The organism is Evansella sp. AB-P1, assembly GCF_029688925.1.
In the GTDB taxonomy this organism is placed as follows: Bacteria; Bacillota; Bacilli; order Bacillales; family Salisediminibacteriaceae; genus Evansella.
This window is the reverse complement of the sequence record NZ_JARUKY010000004.1, coordinates 42,550-59,188: the sequence shown is the minus strand read 5'-3', so window position 1 is coordinate 59,188 and position 16,639 is coordinate 42,550. Positions and strand designations below refer to the sequence as shown.

The window sequence follows — 16,639 nt, the reverse complement described above, 5'->3', positions numbered from 1 at the left end:
AATAGAAATAGAGGGATTCGAAAATAAAAGTGGAAAAAGATTATTTGAGAAGAAGGATTTTCCAATTTCTTCTCGAATAATCTTAAGATGTATTAGCATACTTAACAGACCTGAAATTATGTGGGGTAAATTCCCTATACTAAAAGTTGTGTAAAATATCCAAAAAATAGTTTAATTACTTAACGTAAACACTTTATTATGGTAAAATATTAAACATATTATGGTAAAAATTCGGAATCTTTAATTAAATTGTGTCATTATTAATTTACACCAATAATAATCTATATTTTTTCACTATTTAGAATAAAACGTTCTTACTATGTCATATGTATCGTATATAAGGAGGTGTGACGAATGACGGAGGGGAGAAAAAAAGCTGTTTGGATTGTTTGGGCTATAATCTTTCCAATACCCTCATTATTTTTTCTTACTAGAGCTCTACCAATTATTCAAGAAGAATGGACTACAATTTTAGCTTTTTTAACGTTAATATTATTAGCTTCCTTGTATCCATTACGTTTTCGTCATACAAACATTGTTCCTATACACGGAATCTCTCTAGCTGTGTTTTTGCAGTTTGGTCTTGCTATTGAATTAATCGTAATGCAACTGGCTATTATTACAACACTTTTTCGATTAAAGGTTTCGAAAAAAGAACTCTATCGCCTACCACTTAATTCATTAGTATTTTTTATTGTTTCTATTACCTCAGCTGCTGCGTACTATTTCCTAGGTGGGACAACAGGAAGTCTTACCGAAATAAATTTAACTAGCATAGGACTACCGATTATCGCCTACGCATTTATTTACTTCTTTTTAAATAACTGGTTAATTTTCTTAATTAGAAAATATTTAGTAAACATGAAAAATAGTAGATTCTTTGATGAGGCTCTAAAATGGGAAGCAATCTCTGCAGCATTAATCATTCCTATTGGTATAACACTAGTTTTGCTTTATCAACAAATAGGAAATTTAGCCATCTTTATAATCGGTGTACCTTTAGTGAGTCTTTCCTTAATATTAAAGCTATACAATGACAGTGAAAAAACGAAAAATTTATTAAAGAAGATAAGTAGTTTTGGTTATCAAGTGAATGAAAATCTACCAGTTAATCGTATTTTAGACTTATTCATCCATACAGTAACATCCATATTTCCTGTGGATCGATCCACCATTTTTGAAAAACAAGGCGGCACTCTTAAGGCGATTAAAGTATACAACTCTTTAGGGGAAGATGAGGAAGATGTTTCTGAAGTGGATGCAATAAGTCAGCGAGTGTATAAAAATGGGGAATCGAAGCTTTATACAAAGGGGAATCAATGGAAGGAATTTGTTCAGGGTGAAATAAATTTAGATTCTGCTGAATCTGTAATGGTAGTTCCAATCATTCGTAATCACGAAATAAATGGTGTGATTACCCTTTCCTCAAACAAGCAAAGAGCCTTTGAAAAAAGTCATTTAATGCTTTTAGAAATAATGGCAAATTACTTAGCTGTTGCAGTAGAGAATGCTCGTGACTATGAAATTAAGAAGCAGGAAAGTGAACGATGTGCACTTACGAATTTATATAATTTCCGTTATTTTGAAAACATTATCCTAGAAAGATATGAAAATGGGAAACAATCAGATGAATTTGCTATTATTTTATTAGATTTAGATCATTTTAAGAAAATAAATGACACGTATGGTCATCAAAGTGGGAATGAAGTTCTATGCCAAGTGGCAGATGTATTGCATGACACAGTTGGTGATACTGGAACGTTAGCACGATACGGTGGAGAAGAATTCGTAGTTTTATTAGAAGGTTCCAATGCAAGATTTGCAGAGGAAATGGCTGAAGCGTTCCGAAAAGAAATCGAAAGTCACCTCTTTAGTGTTTCCAATGACTTAGGAGGGAATGAACGGAAATCCGTCCGAATTACTGCTAGTATTGGGGTTGCAAGGAAAACAGAAGAGGAAGAAGGGGCAATGTCCGTTCTTCGAAATGCGGACAGAGCCATGTATACAGGCGCAAAGAAAAAAGGTAGGAATCGAGTGTCGCATTTTTAATATTACCTTTTGAATAATCCCATGTATAAAGTGAGCATTTCGAGTAGTTTCGCAATTTTCTTCAAAAATCAAATTACTATTTATAACAACACTATCCTTTAACACAGCCTTGAACTTAGTAAAAATAGCCCCCAACATCATTAAGTGATGTTGGGGGCTATTAGATTATTGTTCTTTGATAGGATCTCGATCTATACCATTAGAAGGTCCGATTCCTGGCAAAGGTGGAAAATCTTCTTTGTTTTCTGGAAAAGTTATTTCAACACCTCCATCTGCTTCAAATGTATTAGCAATGACTGCTCCAACAGTTTCGGCACCTCCAGTAAATTTAACATGGGCATCTGGTGCATATATGATGCCAGAATTGGTATATACACCACCACTGACGGTAACATTGCTACCACCTGTTACAATATGACCTTGAAAACCGCCGCCACCAGATAAACTAACATCAGCGACTTCAGCAATTAAGGATCCAAAAATCTTTTGATTGCTTCCAACTGAAATATTATTAACGTTTTCTTCTAAATAAATATTTAACTTATCAATTTGTCCATTATTATTAATGCTTCCAGATCCTAGGGTGATAGAATCTTTAACTATAATATTTAGTGTACCAGTTCCTTCAAGTTTTATATGACCATTGTATAAATTCAAATGGTTAACGATAAGGTCTTTTTCACTATCTCCTACATTAATGGTTAACGTATAATTGCTATCTATTATAATTTCATTAAAGGAAAGGGGCTTATTATATTCATGTAACTTTAACTCAAATTTTGGATGTGCATCACGAACAACGTAATTATTAATCCGTAAATTGTTGTTTAAAATTACATCGAATTTATTTCCACCCTCGGTTTGTATTTGTTTCTTTTGTAGTTCAATGGTTTCACGATCTTTGGATGTTTTTTGGAGTTCGATCATCTCGTATTTTTGTTGTGAATCACGTTTATCTAAACTTTCTTTAAAGTGATTTATATGTTGAAGCATCTGTTCACTATTATTGTTTGGAAATCTCACTACATCCTCTAGTTCAACATTTGTATCGAAAGTAAATTTTCCGTTTAACGTTGCTCCACCATCGGGGTATGAATCAAAAATAATATGATAAAACTTACCATCCACTTTTAACCCTGTCCCTAGTAAGTTGGATCCGACGGTGCCATTTATGGTAGCTCCACCAGTAAGAGAAATGTGCCCGTTAGTAAATACAGCCATATTATCAAGGATTTCTATGTTATTGTTTGCAGATGTACTTATACTAAAATTTGTTTGCACTGTTCTCGAACGGTTTCCAATAGTTCCTGTTGATATAATCGTATAGTTCCCATCTTCACCTAATGTCTTTACTTCAGCAGTAGGGATAGATCCTTGATTTGGAGAAAATTCATAATTCTCTGTGGAAATTATAATATCATCATAATTAGATACGTCTGTATTTTTTAATCTATTCTCTAGCTCTGCCAGTCGCTTTGTAATTCCACTTTCTGCAATATAATAAACAGCCTGATAATCACGTTCACCTGAGCTCATTTTGACGTTTGTTGCTGTAACACCTATAATACTTACACCCATTATGGATAATACCACTATCACTAATAAGACAATAACAAGGCTATACCCACTTTCGTTCTTCAATTGTTCGGTTACTATCTTTGGAGAATTCACACATAGTCACCTACTCTCTTAAAAAAATGGTTGTAGTATGGCTAACTGTTTCATCAGGCATACTTTTTATTGTAATATCAACTCTTCCATTTTGTGGATTAATAATTTGGAAGATGATTCCATCTATAAGTGGTTGTCCATTAACAGTAATTCTTTGATTCTCATGTTCTGATCTATATTCATCTTCATCAATTTTTAATGTAGTGTCATCTACCACTTCTACAACATCTGAATCCGCACTTCGAATAGCCTTTGTAATTATGTTCATTCCGAGCCGAACATTATCTTGTTGTTTTACATGTTCTGTCTGGGAAGTTAATTGATTTTGTCCAAATAGATAGATGGATGTTGCCAACAAAAGTACGATGGATGCTATGGCAACAGAAATTAATAATTCTACTAATGTTACCCCTTTTTGATTTTTAATCTTTTTCATTATTTTCATCATCCCATCGATATTGGAAAATCGACTCCATCTGCGCTTCAACTCTTCCGTTATTATTTTTAACTTGGACGACCACATTACGTAAGTTATCCATAACCACACCGTCATTATTTACTGTCTCATATAAGGTGATTAATACTCGATTCCCTTCTTCATCAAGATATTCAACAAAACAGTTTGAGCAAACTTTATCAGGGCTTTTAGCTAAATCAAAATACTCTTCCATTTTGGGTAATCCTTCTGTTTGACTTAGATGATATATTTCCTCCATATAAGTCTGTGCAACATATGTCGCATCTATAATATCTTCAGAAGTACTTACGCTTCGTGCAGATTGAATAAAAACGGAGGTCAGTGGGATAATCACAATGGCAAGAATTGTTATAGAAACTAAAATTTCCACTAACGTTCTGCCGTCATTTGATACCAACAATTTCAAATATTTTCCCAATATAATTTCACCGCCTATTTACAAATGTTATTAATCAAGATATAAAGGGAATAGTACATAAAGCTCACATTTTGTTCATTATATTGAACAAATAAAAGGTAAAAAGTCCTAATAATTATAAAAAAATGTATTCATTTAGTTCTATTATACATTATAATGTAATCATTAGTATACGACAGTATATGGTGTTTTTTTACACGTTTTTAACTTATTTTTCATTTCCAAATTACATAAGATAGTCCTAGTTTACTAAATAACTGGCATTTTGTTAACTATATAGAACAAACTCGGTAAATGGAGGTGGGATCATGGCAATTGAACGAAAACGATTAGGGGATCTTTTAGTTGAAACAGGTTTGATAACAGAAGATCAATTGCAAGAAGCCTTAAACCTAAAAACAGGAAATCAAAAATTAGGGGATGTGTTATTACAGCAAGGGTATATTACGGAGCAGCAGCTTATTGAGGTGCTAGAATATCAGCTTGGTGTCCCTCATGTGAGCTTGTATCGCTACCCTATAGATCCTAAAATGACGAATATAGTTCCTAAAGAGATGGCAACAAGAAACAATGTTATGCCACTAAAATTAGAAGGGGATAAGCTCTACGTTGCTATGGCAGACCCTATGGACTATTTCGCAATAGATGATGTTCGTTTGTATACAGGATTTCAGATTGAAGTAGCCATAGCTACAAAGGACGATATCATTAAAGCTATTCATAAATATTATGAGCTAGAGGATGCAGTAGAGGAATTGTTTGAAGAGCATCCGAAGCAAGAGGAACAGGAAATCGAATCTATTAGTGGAGTAGATTCACCTATGGTTAAGCTCGTAAACCAGCTTTTATTACGAGCAGTCCAGGAAAGGGCCAGTGATATCCACTTAGATCCACAGGAAAATAAAGTGATAGTCCGCTACCGAGTAGATGGGGTTTTAAGGACGGAACGAAATCTACCGAAGCATATGCAAAACATGCTTGTAGCTAGAGTAAAGATCATGGCTAATTTAGATATTACAGAATCAAGAATTCCACAGGATGGAAGAATAAAGGTAAATATTGATTTTCATCCTATTGATTTACGTATATCCACCTTGCCTACTGTTTATGGAGAAAAAGTGGTTATGCGTATTTTAGATATGGGGAACTCACTCAATAACTTAGATAAGCTAGGGTTTAGTCCAAAACATTACGATCAGCTTACATCTATGCTTAAGGAGCCAACAGGTATTATTTTAATAACAGGACCAACAGGATCTGGTAAATCATCAACCCTTTACGCATCATTAAACCGATTGAATTCGGAGGAAGTAAATATTATTACAGTAGAGGATCCAGTTGAATACCAGCTTGAAGGAATTAATCAAATTCAAGTAAACACAAAGGTTGGAATGACTTTTGCAAACGGTCTACGATCTATTTTAAGACAAGACCCTGATATTATTATGGTCGGAGAGATTCGAGACTCTGAAACGGCAGAAATTGCAGTGAGAGCATCCTTAACTGGTCACCTTGTCTTGAGCACTATTCATACAAATGATGCAATAAGTACAATAGATCGTTTAATTGATATGAAAATCGAACCTTTCTTACTAGCTGCCTCCCTATCAGGAATCATTTCACAAAGGTTAGTGAGAAAAATATGTCGTGATTGTAGAAAAGAGCAAGAGCTAACGGTAAGAGAACGGGAGATTTTTACCCGCAGAGGATTAGAAGTTGAAAAGGTTTATAAAGGGGATGGATGTCCAACGTGTAACATGACGGGCTATCGTGATCGTATTGCTATTCATGAAGTACTTGTATTAGATGAAACTGTAAAAAAGATGATTATGAATGATAAATCCATCCATGCCATTCGTGAATATATGACAAAACAAGGGATGACCTTTTTAGTGGACGATGGTCTATTGAAAGTGAAGCAAGGTTTAACCACAACGGAAGAAGTATTACGAGTAGCAATGGACAAGTAGGTAGGTGATGGTATGACATTAACGATTAATCAACTATTAACAGAGGCCATGCGTCTTGAAGCCTCTGACATACATTTAACGATAGGAAAAGCACCAGTTTTACGTATTCATGGCGAATTACGTAGCTTGAATAGTCCTCCACTTACTCCAGATGATACGAAACGTATGGTGGAGGAGGTTTTACCAGAAAGTTTAAAGGAGCATTTGGAAGAAATGGGCGAGGCTGACTTTTCCTATGGTATTCCAGGAGTATCTAGATTTCGATTAAATGCCTATTATCAACGATCGCATTTGAGCATGGCCGTTCGTGTCATACCGATGACAATTCCAACATTAGAGGATTTACATATGCCTGGAAAGCTACGGCAAATAGCGGAACTAAATCAAGGTTTAGTGTTAGTAACTGGACCAACAGGTAGCGGGAAATCTACTACATTAGCTGCCATGATTCAACATATGAACCATCATGTGAAAAAACATATTATTACGTTAGAGGATCCCATTGAATATTTGCATAGGCATCATCATTCCATCATTGATCAACGGGAGATTGGTTCAGACACAAATAGCTTTTCTTCTGGTTTACGGGCTGCTTTACGACAGGATCCAGATGTTATTTTAGTAGGGGAAATGAGAGATTTAGATACCATATCTACAGCCATCACTGCAGCAGAGACAGGACATCTAGTATTGGGAACACTCCATACATCTAGTGCCACTGCTACCATTGATCGTATTATTGACGTGTTTGAGCCCAGTCAACAGGGGCAAATTCGAATACAGCTTGCTTCCGTTTTAGCAGCAGTAGTTTCCCAACGGTTAGTTCCAACGGTTGACAGAAGAGGAAGAAAAGCTGCAACAGAAATTTTAGTAAATAATTATGCAGTAGCGAATCTCATTCGAAATGAGAAAATTCATCAGATTGAAAGTATAATGCAAACGAGTCGTTCGGAAGGGATGCATACCTTAGAGATGAATATTCGTGAATTATTAAGTCAAAAGGAAATTGATTTCGACGAAGCGAAGCCTTTTCTTCGAGAAAGGGGGATGTAATGCCACAATATCAATATAAAGGTAGATTGAAGAATGGAATGAGAAAGGAAGGAAACATTTCAGGGAAGTCAAAAAAGCATGCTATTCAAAAGCTTCGAGAGCAAGGGATTGCTTCCGCTTCCTTAGATGAGGTACAGCCTACCTTTTTTAATCAAGAAATATATATAGGAAACCCTGTAAAGCTTCAAGATTTCGTTTTATTTTTAAGACAATTTGCAACCCTATTGAAGTCTGGTGTATCTATCGTAGATTCAACGAACATTTTAGCAAAGCAAACAGAAAGTAAAGCTTTAAGCGGGGCACTAGAAAATATAGAAGAGGAATTACTATCAGGTAGACCCTTCTCTGAAGCAGCTTCAGAACAGAAGAAAATTTTCCCGCCTATTTTCGTCAATATGGTACGAGCTGGGGAAGCTAGTGGTGCCTTAGACGAATCATTGGACCAATTAGCATTACAGTTTGAAAAACAACACGAGACGAAGCAAAAGGTGAAATCAGCACTAGCTTATCCTATTATTGTTTCCATTGTTGCAGTTGCAGTAGTTATTTTCTTGTTAACCTCAGTCGTTCCGATGTTTGCATCGATGTTATCAGACTTAGGTGGACAACTACCATTCATAACGCTATTTGTATTACAGGCAAGTGAAATCATCTCTACATTATGGTGGCTTATTATTCTTTTAATCCTACTTATTGTTGCAGCTATATGGATTATTCGCCAAAAGCCAGATACAAAGTACTATCTAGATTATTTTTTATTAAAACTACCGATCTTTGGAACTTTACTACAAAAAGCAGCCATAGCAAGGATGAGTAGGACACTTAGCTCATTATTCAAAAGCTCTGTTCCTATTTTACAATCACTACAAATTGTGGAACGAGTTATAGACAATGAGGTGATCAGTAGAACATTACGAAAATCGAGAGATGCTCTTGAAGGTGGACAACGTCTAACAGAACCGATGAGAGACAATTGGGTATTCCCTCCTCTTGTTGTACAGATGATTAGTATTGGGGAAGAAACAGGTTCGTTAGATGAAATGCTGGGGAAAGTTGCAGATTTTTATGAAAAAGAAGTGGAATATGCGACAGATCGTTTAAAGTCACTAATTGAACCATTACTTATCGTCATTTTAGCTGCAGTTGTTGGAGTAATTGTTATTTCCATCATCGTTCCAATGTTTCAAATTTATTCAGAAATCTAAAATTGTGTTGCAGTGAAGGATGATCAATATTTGGGCACTTTGATCATGTGGAGCAAGTAGTGCAACCGGCCATAAAAAAATAGATATAAAGGGAGAGAGAAACATGCTAAAAAGAATGGTAAAAAATCAAAAAGGTTTAACGCTAATTGAATTACTAGTAGTTGTCGTAATTTTAGGAATCATTGCAGCAATTGCGATTCCGAGTATTGGTGGGTTGATTAATAATGCTAAGGTAGATGCTCACCTTGCGAATGCTCAGCAGATGATTAATTCTGCAAGATTATATGTAGCAAGTGAAGCTGATTTTGATATTTCAGAAAATATAGAGCTGCAACAATTAATTGACAGAGGTTATATGGAGGAAGTTGAGGATCCTTTTGGTAATGGTCCTTATGATGAAGATGATGACGCTTTTGTTACAGTTACCCAACAAGAAAACGGAACTTATACTTATACAGTAACTCTTGATTCAAGCAATGAAGAATATAGAATACCAGGACTTTCTCAAAATGAATTAAATCGTAGTTATTTCCAAAATGATAATGATTAATTTATAGAAGTATTACTTTTAAGCAATCCGTATTCCCCCTCCTTTTTTTGCAAACGATAGGTTTAGGTATTGATGTCATCAAGGAATAAAACCTAACAAAAAGCAAAAAAGGAGAGAAAACAAAATGCTACAGAAATTAAGAGATAACGAAAAAGGTTTAACTCTCATTGAGTTACTCGTGGTTGTCGTTATTTTAGGAATCATTGCAGCCATTGCCATACCAAGTATTGGTGGATTGATTAATAATGCAAGAGCAGATGCTCATTTAGCAAATGCCCAACAAATGATTAGCTCTACAAGGTTATATGTGGCAAGTGAAGCGGATTTTAATTTAGTTGACGATGATGAAATACCATTAGCTGAGTTAATTAGTAGAGGGTACATGGAGCCAGTAGAAGATCCATTTGGTGATGGTCCATACACTGGTGACGCATACGTTACAGTGAGTCAAGAACCAAATGGAACATATACGTACTTAGTAACCCTACATTCATCGAATGCTACTTATAACATTAACGGTGAATCACAATCAGATCTCAATAGAGATTTATTCTAAATTAATTAAAACTACCCTGAAAGGAGCCCTAATATGGATATCATTTTACATGCGTACTTATTTGTACTTGGTGCCGTTTTAGGCTCCTTCTATAATGTGGTTGGATTAAGGGTTGCAAAAGGAGAGTCCTTCGTACGTCCCCGTTCCCATTGTCCAAACTGCAAGCATGTGCTTTCATGGCTTGAGCTTATTCCTGTTTTATCATACATATTTCAAAAAGGAAAATGCAAAAAATGCAAAAAAAGAATTTCGCCTATTTATCCAATTTTTGAAGGCCTTACTGCAGTTCTTTTTACGATTTCACCGTTAATGGTGGGATGGTCAAAGGAATTGCTCATTGCATTAGCACTTATTTCTTTACTTATGATTATTACAGTATCCGACTTAAAAACGATGCTTATCCCTAATAAAATTGTTGCTTTTTTTTTCGTACTATTTATTGTGTTAAGATTCATTGAACCCCTTTCACCTTGGTGGGATAGTATCGTTGGATCAGTTGTAGGATTTACGATTCTTTTACTATTAGCCATTGTTAGTAAAGGTGGAATGGGTGGTGGAGATATTAAGTTATTTGCCGTATTAGGTATTGTCCTTGGCCTGCAAGGGACTCTCCTAACTCTTTTCTTTGCTAGTTTACTAGGGGCGATAATTGGAGGCATTGGATTAATTATAAAGAAAACAAAAAAAGGAGTGCCAATACCCTTTGGACCATTTATTGCTGCAGGTTGTTTAATCAGTTATTTTTATTCAGCAACTATCATGGATTGGTACATACATCTGCTATAACAAGGAGGGGAAGATTGTGTTTACATTAAAAAGAAAGCATATGAAAGGACTACAAATCAAAGATCACGTTATTCGTTACGTCGGGACGAAGGACCCTTCCTTATCAACGATAGAAAGCTTCGGAGAAAAATATCTTCCTAAAGGTGTTATTGAAAAGGGGAAGATTGTTGATGAACCGATGTTTGATAGTATTTTGGAGGAATGTGTTTTAAGATGGGGCTTAAAAAATAAAGAGGTATTATTTTTTGTTCCTGATTCCTCCGTCTTTTTTCGGAAAATATCTATTTCAAGTGACCTTCCGATAGAGGAAATTCGAGGCTATTTGAATTTTGAAATTGGTTCTACCATCCATCTTCCTTTTGACGATGCTTATTTTGATTTTTATGTGTTGAATGAAGAGGAGGAAAACAGTACTGGAAAAAGAGATATTCTTTTTTTTGCAGCACCAGAGCAGCTAGTTAAATTGTACTCCCAGAAGCTAGAGGAATTTAAATTGAAGCCTATTGTGGCAGATATTTCTCCACTCTCCTTTTACCGATTATTCACTCATGTAAGCGAAGCTGAAGAAAAGGAGCATTATTTGTTTATAGAATGGGACTTAACTTCCATAAACTTGAGTATTTTTCATGAAGACAAGCCTGTCTTTATGCGCCATTTACCTTATGGAATGGATGAAGAGGATTGGAATATTCGCATGGATGAAGGGATGGCAATGTTAGTTTGTCGAAATGATACAAAAGTTGAAGGGGAAATTAACGATCAGCTACTGGAAATAGAACGGGTAATGAACTTTTATAAATACACCATGAATCAAGGGGAACAAGAAATTACGAACATAATTCTAGCGGGGGATCATCCAAAAATAAAACTCATTCGAAATAAGATTAGTGAGAATTCCATTCCATTCAAGGCATTTAACGAAGTAAACCTAGGGGTACATTACCACTTTTACCTTCCACTTAGCCTTTGTTTAAAAGAGGTGTAAGCAATGAATGTAGAAATAAATTTATTACCAAAAAAACCGAAAAAAAATTATGCTTTAGTCGTTTCCTTAGCTTCTTTACTATTAGCTGTTGCTGTACTTCTTGTTTTAGGAACATTTTATTATCAGTCCATTCAACGTGATTTAGCTAGGGTGGAAAGTGAAATTGAAACTGTAAGACAATTACAAGAAATAAATAGTGGACAGGAAATTGTAACAAATGAAGCAGCTATACTTGATGAAACGATTCAGTGGTTAGAAATGGATTCCGTCTCCTCTTCCTTTGTCTTGGAAGCATTTACAAGTCAGCTACCAGAACGGGGATTTTTCTTAAATTATGATTACTCAACTGGTGGATCTGTAAGCTTGAGAATTCAATTTGATACTCAACGAGAGGCCGCATCCTATCTTCACCATCTAAATCAGATGAATATGGTGGAGAATGCAGTTTTACGTGATTTACGTTTAGAGGAAACTGTTATCCAAGTGGAAGATGAGGACGAGGAAGATGAAGAGGAAACAGTTAGACGATACACTGCTAATTACACAATACAGCTAGATTTTTCTCAGGTAGACAGAGATGAGGAGGAAGTATAGGCATGAATGAAAGCCAAAAGGGAATTCAACGTTTAATCATCATCTTGGCCATTGTCATTGTTATCCTTGTGGTTGCTGCTTACTTCATGCTCATAGCACCTATACAAAATGATGTTGCGGATGCGTATGACCAACTCCAGGTAGAAGAAGAAATATTAGCTGCAATTCAACGGCCAACATCAGATACGAAAGTTTACGATGAGGACAAAGTAATGGATATGCTAACAACATTACCAACAGAGTCTCACTTAGAGCATTGGCTAATAGATCTTGATGGAACGGAATATCGAACAAATACAACTATATATAATTATAGCTTTTCAAGTCCATCTATCGTTGTTACTTCTCCAGCAACTTCAGGAGATGGACAAACAAATGATAACAATCAGTCACATGAAGTGGACCAGATTAGTATAAATTTAACTGTAGAAGCGGAAAGATATCGTGATCTCTTTCAATTTTTAGAAGAAATTGAAAGCTTAGATAGGAAAACAACGATCCAATCCTTATCCTTTGCAGGGGAACGAGAGGCTCGTAATAATAGCCCCTTAACCTTTCACGTAACTGTTAGTACGTATTACTTTTCTCAATTAGCAGAGGGTTTACAAAGCTATACAGAATCACTAGCTTCAACTCATTTCAATTCACCTAGTGACAAGTCAACACCTATTAATGAATAAAATGTAGAAAAAACTCCTTTTTTCCTTTGAGAAAGAGGAGTTTTTTCTATTAAACAGGGAATAAATATATTGTCTTTCTTTCTTTTAATTTTTGGAATATATTACAGTTAGATTAAGGTAATAGAATAAAACTATTTTTTCTATTAGTTAAAAATTCGTTCTATCATTTTCATTTTATTAATAGAATAGAAGTAAGAATGGAAGAAAGAAAGGAGACATCACATAGTGGACAGAAAAAAGAACGTTTCAATTCGCTTAAATGGGAAAGAACAGTCGTACTATGAGAGAAAAAATAAAAATGAAATAAAAAATAAGACGAATAAAAAAGTTCCTTCCTCTGATGAAATAGCAGCTGCAGTGGAAGCTAATAATATTGAGGATACATTATCTTTTCATGAAATGAAAAAAAATGATGATGAACAAGCATCTAAAAATATATTGGATTTAGAAAAAATGAGACAAGAAAAAGAGGATCGTTCAGGTCCCTTTTGGGATGATGGAGTACGGGATAAAGGTCCTAAGCTTCCTCCCTTTCATCGAAAGAAGAAGCGACCTTCAAAGTTTTCATTTAAGGTTTTTTCACATTCCCTTTTCTTGTCCATTGTATCAGCAATCTTAGTCGGTGCAGCATTTGGTCTCTTTTTACTTCATATTTTTACAACAGGAGATACTGTATCGATCGTTAATGGAAATAATTCTTCCAATCAAGTAGGGGGAGTTGTGAATGAAGAGGAAGATAGTGATGAATATGTTATTCCATCTTTAAACCTACACGTTATTCAAGGTGGGGCATTTTCTACAACTGAAAAAGGAGATGAAATTGTTTCTTCCTTTCATAGTAATGGGTACCCAGCCTTATTAACAGAAAAAAATGAATCGAATGAATTAATGTATTTATTTATTGGCATAAGTAGCCACCGTGATAATGCCGAAAAAATTGCTTCATATTATGAAGAAGAAGATTACGGTACGTATGTTAAAGCTTACGATGTTTTTGGCTACGGAGAAACTATTCCTGAAGAGTGGTTTACCTTTCTAGACAATGGTGTTAAATGGATGGAGGAAGCAGCTTATCTGTCATCTAATGATGTGTTAGAAGTACAGTCAACAGAAGGAGATAGGGAATCGATAGTGGCTACCGCTATTGATTGGAGATCTTCGTTAGAACAGATGGAAACAAGTGAAAACGATGAGTTATATGCGATGGGACAGACATGGATAGAACAAGGGCTTGAGGTATTGAATCATTTTGAATCTTACTCTACAGAAGAGGCATGGAGCATCCAGGATCGTTTATTAAATATGATGATGATGTATGAAGGAATAGTGGAATTTCTTCTAGCAAACAGTTAAAAATAAAGAAAGGTATTTGATGCAAGGTTTCACAATTATTTTCAGGGGAGACTTTATGTTTTGTCTTGGTTTGTTAAAACTACTTTAAGATATAATCTATGATCAGAAAGGAAATCAAAAATGACAGATAAAAGGAAGTATATTCGCACAGAAAGAGACTTAATGGGAGAAAAGGAGATTGAAGGGGACGCATACTATGGCATTCATTCGATTAGAGCAAAAGAAAATTTTCCAATTACAGGATATCCTCCACACGAGGAACTAATACGAGCACTAGGATATGTAAAAAAGGCAGCTGCAAAAGCAAATAGGGATGTAGGTGTTTTAAATAAGAAGATTGCCGATGCCATTATGAAGGCGGCAGATGAAATGATTGAAGGAAAGTTTAACGATCATTTTATTGTGGACAGCATACAAGGTGGTGCTGGTACCTCTATAAATATGAACGCAAATGAGGTAATTGCTAATAGAGCCATTGAATTATTAGGTGGGAAAAAGGGAGAGTACATAATGGTTAGTCCTAATACCCATGTAAATATGGCTCAATCCACAAATGACGTGTTCCCAACTGCAATTAATATTGCTTGTCTTAATCTGTCTCAAGGTTTAATTAAATCATTAACTGCAATAATAGAATCCATGCGAAAAAAAGAAAAGGAATTTGATAATGTTTTAAAAATGGGACGAACTCACTTACAGGATGCAGTCCCTATTCGTTTAGGTCAAGAGTTCGGTTCCTATCGCCGTTTGCTCACGAGAGATTTAGGTCGTGTAAAGCAATCTGTTGATTTACTGTATGAAGTAAATATGGGAGCAACAGCTGTTGGGACAGGCCTAAATGCAATGCCAGAATATATTAAAAAGGTAACGGAACATTTAGCTGAGATGACTGGTATGCCATTTCATCGTGCAGAAGATTTGGTTGATGCTACTCAAAATACAGATGCTTATACACAACTATCTAGTGCATTAAAAATATTAGCAATCAATCTCTCTAAAATTGCGAATGATCTTAGGCTAATGAGTTCTGGACCTCGAACAGGATTAAATGAAATAAACTTACCTCCACGTCAAGCAGGATCATCCATTATGCCTGGAAAAGTAAATCCTGTTATGTGTGAAGTAATTAACCAGATATCCTTTCAAGTCATTGGTAATGATCATACTATTAGTCTTGCCTCTGAAGCGGGGCAATTAGAGCTAAATGTAATGGAACCAGTACTAGTATTTAATTTATTACAGTCCTTTACGATTCTTCAAAATGGTATCAGAGTTTTCCGGGAGTTTACGGTGGAAGGAATTACAGCTAATGTAGAACGTTGTAAAGAGCTCGTGGAACAGAGTGTTGGGATTATAACAGCAATTAATCCTCACGTAGGCTATGAAACTGCAGCTAGAATTGCAAAAGAAGCAATTACGACAAATAGACCAGTAAGAGAGATTTGTCTTGAACAAGGTCTTTTAAGTGAAGAGGAGCTAGATCGAATACTAGATCCTATAGAAATGACGAATCCTGGTATTGCTGCACCTGAGCTTATATTTGGGGAAGATCCTGAAAAATAATGATATAAAAAATAGGAAAGCATTATACTAGCAGGTATATTACAAATTTGTGATAAATAAGAAGAACTATTGTTCCCTTTGCTGAGATTTTGTATAATAATTACAACCTTGGCAAAATGGAACAAATTTTGTTAAGGGAGTGTCCGCATGAAACCTTTCATTTTAGCCTCTCAATCTCCGAGAAGAAAACAATTATTAGAACAAGTTCATATTCCATTTTTCGTAGAAGAAAGTCGTGTTGTTGAACAATTTAATATGGAAGAATCACCAGAGGAGGTAGTCGTTTCTTTAGCCAGCCAAAAGGCAGAGGAGGTTTTTTCTCGTTTTCCTGATCATGTTGTCCTTGGTGCAGATACGATCGTTGTTGTGGATCAAGATGTATTAGGAAAGCCTCATGATGAAAAAGAAGCGAAGGAAATGCTACGACGTTTATCTGGACGAACACATCACGTTATGACCGGAGTCTCCATTATTAGTAATGAAAAGAAACTAAGCTTTTGTGAAATAGCCCAAGTAACTTTTTTTGAGTTAACAGAAGAGGAGATTTCAGCATATGTTCATACGGGAGACCCTTTCGACAAAGCAGGAGGGTACGGTATACAAACAAACGGGGCCACATTAGTACATTCCATTCGAGGTGATTATTTTACGATTGTGGGGTTACCAATTGCAAGGGTTGTTCGTGCATTAAAAAAAGAATTCCAAATAATAAGTGACCTCAACTAGTG

General features: G+C 35.4%; 16 protein-coding genes and 1 riboswitch. Of the genes, 13 read left to right on the top strand and 3 right to left on the bottom strand.

The genetic code is table 11. The annotated features are described in order from the left end of the window. Positions 1-354 precede the first annotated feature (354 nt). Positions 355-2,049 carry a sensor domain-containing diguanylate cyclase gene (locus tag QA612_RS05140; RefSeq protein WP_278282699.1) on the top strand — a complete coding sequence of 565 codons (1,695 nt, stop codon included), beginning with the start codon at positions 355-357 and terminating at the stop codon, positions 2,047-2,049. A gap of 165 nt (positions 2,050-2,214) precedes the next feature. Here the strand turns inward: QA612_RS05140 and QA612_RS05135 are convergent, their stop codons facing one another. From QA612_RS05135 to QA612_RS05125, 3 genes are read right to left on the bottom strand one after another with little or no spacing between them, the layout of a single operon-like run. After that, positions 2,215-3,720, bottom strand: coding sequence for a PilX N-terminal domain-containing pilus assembly protein (locus tag QA612_RS05135; RefSeq protein ID WP_278282698.1), 1,506 nt, complete (start codon positions 3,718-3,720; stop codon positions 2,215-2,217). Positions 3,721-3,730: 10 nt separating this feature from the next. Next, positions 3,731-4,156: a PilW family protein gene (locus QA612_RS05130; RefSeq protein ID WP_278282697.1), complete on the bottom strand. Its 426-nt coding sequence runs from the start codon at positions 4,154-4,156 to the stop codon at positions 3,731-3,733. After that, a complete protein-coding gene (locus QA612_RS05125; RefSeq protein ID WP_278282696.1) occupies positions 4,143-4,598 on the bottom strand; it encodes a type IV pilus modification PilV family protein in 456 nt (151 codons plus the stop codon). The genes QA612_RS05130 and QA612_RS05125 overlap by 14 nt, the downstream gene beginning before the upstream one ends. A gap of 326 nt (positions 4,599-4,924) precedes the next feature. On the opposite strand from QA612_RS05125, the gene QA612_RS05120 reads away from it, so the two are divergent. The 12 genes from QA612_RS05120 to QA612_RS05065 all read left to right on the top strand — a co-directional run bounded on the left by QA612_RS05120 (position 4,925) and on the right by QA612_RS05065 (position 16,637). Next, on the top strand, positions 4,925-6,586 hold the full coding sequence (locus tag QA612_RS05120; protein WP_278282695.1) for a GspE/PulE family protein: 1,662 nt from the start codon (positions 4,925-4,927) through the stop codon (positions 6,584-6,586). A gap of 12 nt (positions 6,587-6,598) precedes the next feature. Continuing rightward, a complete protein-coding gene (locus tag QA612_RS05115; protein ID WP_278282694.1) occupies positions 6,599-7,639 on the top strand; it encodes a type IV pilus twitching motility protein PilT in 1,041 nt (346 codons plus the stop codon). Further along, positions 7,639-8,844 carry a type II secretion system F family protein gene (locus QA612_RS05110; RefSeq protein WP_278282693.1) on the top strand — a complete coding sequence of 402 codons (1,206 nt, stop codon included), beginning with the start codon at positions 7,639-7,641 and terminating at the stop codon, positions 8,842-8,844. Before QA612_RS05115 ends, QA612_RS05110 begins: the two co-directional genes overlap by 1 nt. Then, positions 8,842-8,924, top strand: a riboswitch (cyclic di-GMP riboswitch). It overlaps the preceding gene by 3 nt. A gap of 23 nt (positions 8,925-8,947) precedes the next feature. Then, positions 8,948-9,394: a type II secretion system protein gene (locus QA612_RS05105; protein ID WP_278282692.1), complete on the top strand. Its 447-nt coding sequence runs from the start codon at positions 8,948-8,950 to the stop codon at positions 9,392-9,394. A gap of 124 nt (positions 9,395-9,518) precedes the next feature. Then, positions 9,519-9,950 (top strand): prepilin-type N-terminal cleavage/methylation domain-containing protein, encoded by a 432-nt coding sequence (locus tag QA612_RS05100; RefSeq protein WP_278282691.1) that lies wholly within the window; start codon positions 9,519-9,521, stop codon positions 9,948-9,950. A 33-nt stretch (positions 9,951-9,983) separates the two neighbouring features. Then, complete coding sequence (locus QA612_RS05095) at positions 9,984-10,736, top strand: prepilin peptidase (RefSeq protein WP_278282690.1); 753 nt, start codon at positions 9,984-9,986, stop codon at positions 10,734-10,736. 16 nt (positions 10,737-10,752) lie between these two features. After that, positions 10,753-11,721, top strand: a complete 969-nt coding sequence (gene pilM, locus QA612_RS05090) for a type IV pilus biogenesis protein PilM (protein ID WP_278282689.1) — start codon at positions 10,753-10,755, stop codon at positions 11,719-11,721. A gap of 3 nt (positions 11,722-11,724) precedes the next feature. Further along, complete coding sequence (locus QA612_RS05085; RefSeq protein ID WP_278282688.1) at positions 11,725-12,315, top strand: hypothetical protein; 591 nt, start codon at positions 11,725-11,727, stop codon at positions 12,313-12,315. Positions 12,316-12,317: 2 nt separating this feature from the next. Beyond that, complete coding sequence (gene pilO, locus QA612_RS05080) at positions 12,318-12,995, top strand: type 4a pilus biogenesis protein PilO (protein WP_278282687.1); 678 nt, start codon at positions 12,318-12,320, stop codon at positions 12,993-12,995. A gap of 225 nt (positions 12,996-13,220) precedes the next feature. Continuing rightward, positions 13,221-14,348, top strand: a complete 1,128-nt coding sequence (locus QA612_RS05075) for a hypothetical protein (protein ID WP_278282686.1) — start codon at positions 13,221-13,223, stop codon at positions 14,346-14,348. 120 nt (positions 14,349-14,468) lie between these two features. Next, positions 14,469-15,911 carry an aspartate ammonia-lyase gene (gene aspA, locus QA612_RS05070; RefSeq protein WP_278282685.1) on the top strand — a complete coding sequence of 481 codons (1,443 nt, stop codon included), beginning with the start codon at positions 14,469-14,471 and terminating at the stop codon, positions 15,909-15,911. Between the two features lie 147 nt (positions 15,912-16,058). Continuing rightward, complete coding sequence (locus tag QA612_RS05065; RefSeq protein WP_278282684.1) at positions 16,059-16,637, top strand: Maf family protein; 579 nt, start codon at positions 16,059-16,061, stop codon at positions 16,635-16,637. Positions 16,638-16,639 lie beyond the last annotated feature (2 nt).

What these genes read in the sequence shown, in the direction of transcription:
- aspA (WP_278282685.1), top strand. Translation starts at nt 14,469, where the DNA reads ATGACAGATAAAAGGAAGTATATTCGCACAGAAAGAGACTTAATGGGA.
- QA612_RS05100 (WP_278282691.1), top strand. Translation starts at nt 9,519, where the DNA reads ATGCTACAGAAATTAAGAGATAACGAAAAAGGTTTAACTCTCATTGAG.
- QA612_RS05065 (WP_278282684.1), top strand. Translation starts at nt 16,059, where the DNA reads ATGAAACCTTTCATTTTAGCCTCTCAATCTCCGAGAAGAAAACAATTA.
- QA612_RS05130 (WP_278282697.1), bottom strand. Translation starts at nt 4,156, where the DNA reads ATGAAAAAGATTAAAAATCAAAAAGGGGTAACATTAGTAGAATTATTA.
- QA612_RS05115 (WP_278282694.1), top strand. Translation starts at nt 6,599, where the DNA reads ATGACATTAACGATTAATCAACTATTAACAGAGGCCATGCGTCTTGAA.
- QA612_RS05140 (WP_278282699.1), top strand. Translation starts at nt 355, where the DNA reads ATGACGGAGGGGAGAAAAAAAGCTGTTTGGATTGTTTGGGCTATAATC.
- QA612_RS05085 (WP_278282688.1), top strand. Translation starts at nt 11,725, where the DNA reads ATGAATGTAGAAATAAATTTATTACCAAAAAAACCGAAAAAAAATTAT.
- pilO (WP_278282687.1), top strand. Translation starts at nt 12,318, where the DNA reads ATGAATGAAAGCCAAAAGGGAATTCAACGTTTAATCATCATCTTGGCC.
- QA612_RS05105 (WP_278282692.1), top strand. Translation starts at nt 8,948, where the DNA reads ATGCTAAAAAGAATGGTAAAAAATCAAAAAGGTTTAACGCTAATTGAA.
- QA612_RS05095 (WP_278282690.1), top strand. Translation starts at nt 9,984, where the DNA reads ATGGATATCATTTTACATGCGTACTTATTTGTACTTGGTGCCGTTTTA.
- QA612_RS05120 (WP_278282695.1), top strand. Translation starts at nt 4,925, where the DNA reads ATGGCAATTGAACGAAAACGATTAGGGGATCTTTTAGTTGAAACAGGT.
- QA612_RS05110 (WP_278282693.1), top strand. Translation starts at nt 7,639, where the DNA reads ATGCCACAATATCAATATAAAGGTAGATTGAAGAATGGAATGAGAAAG.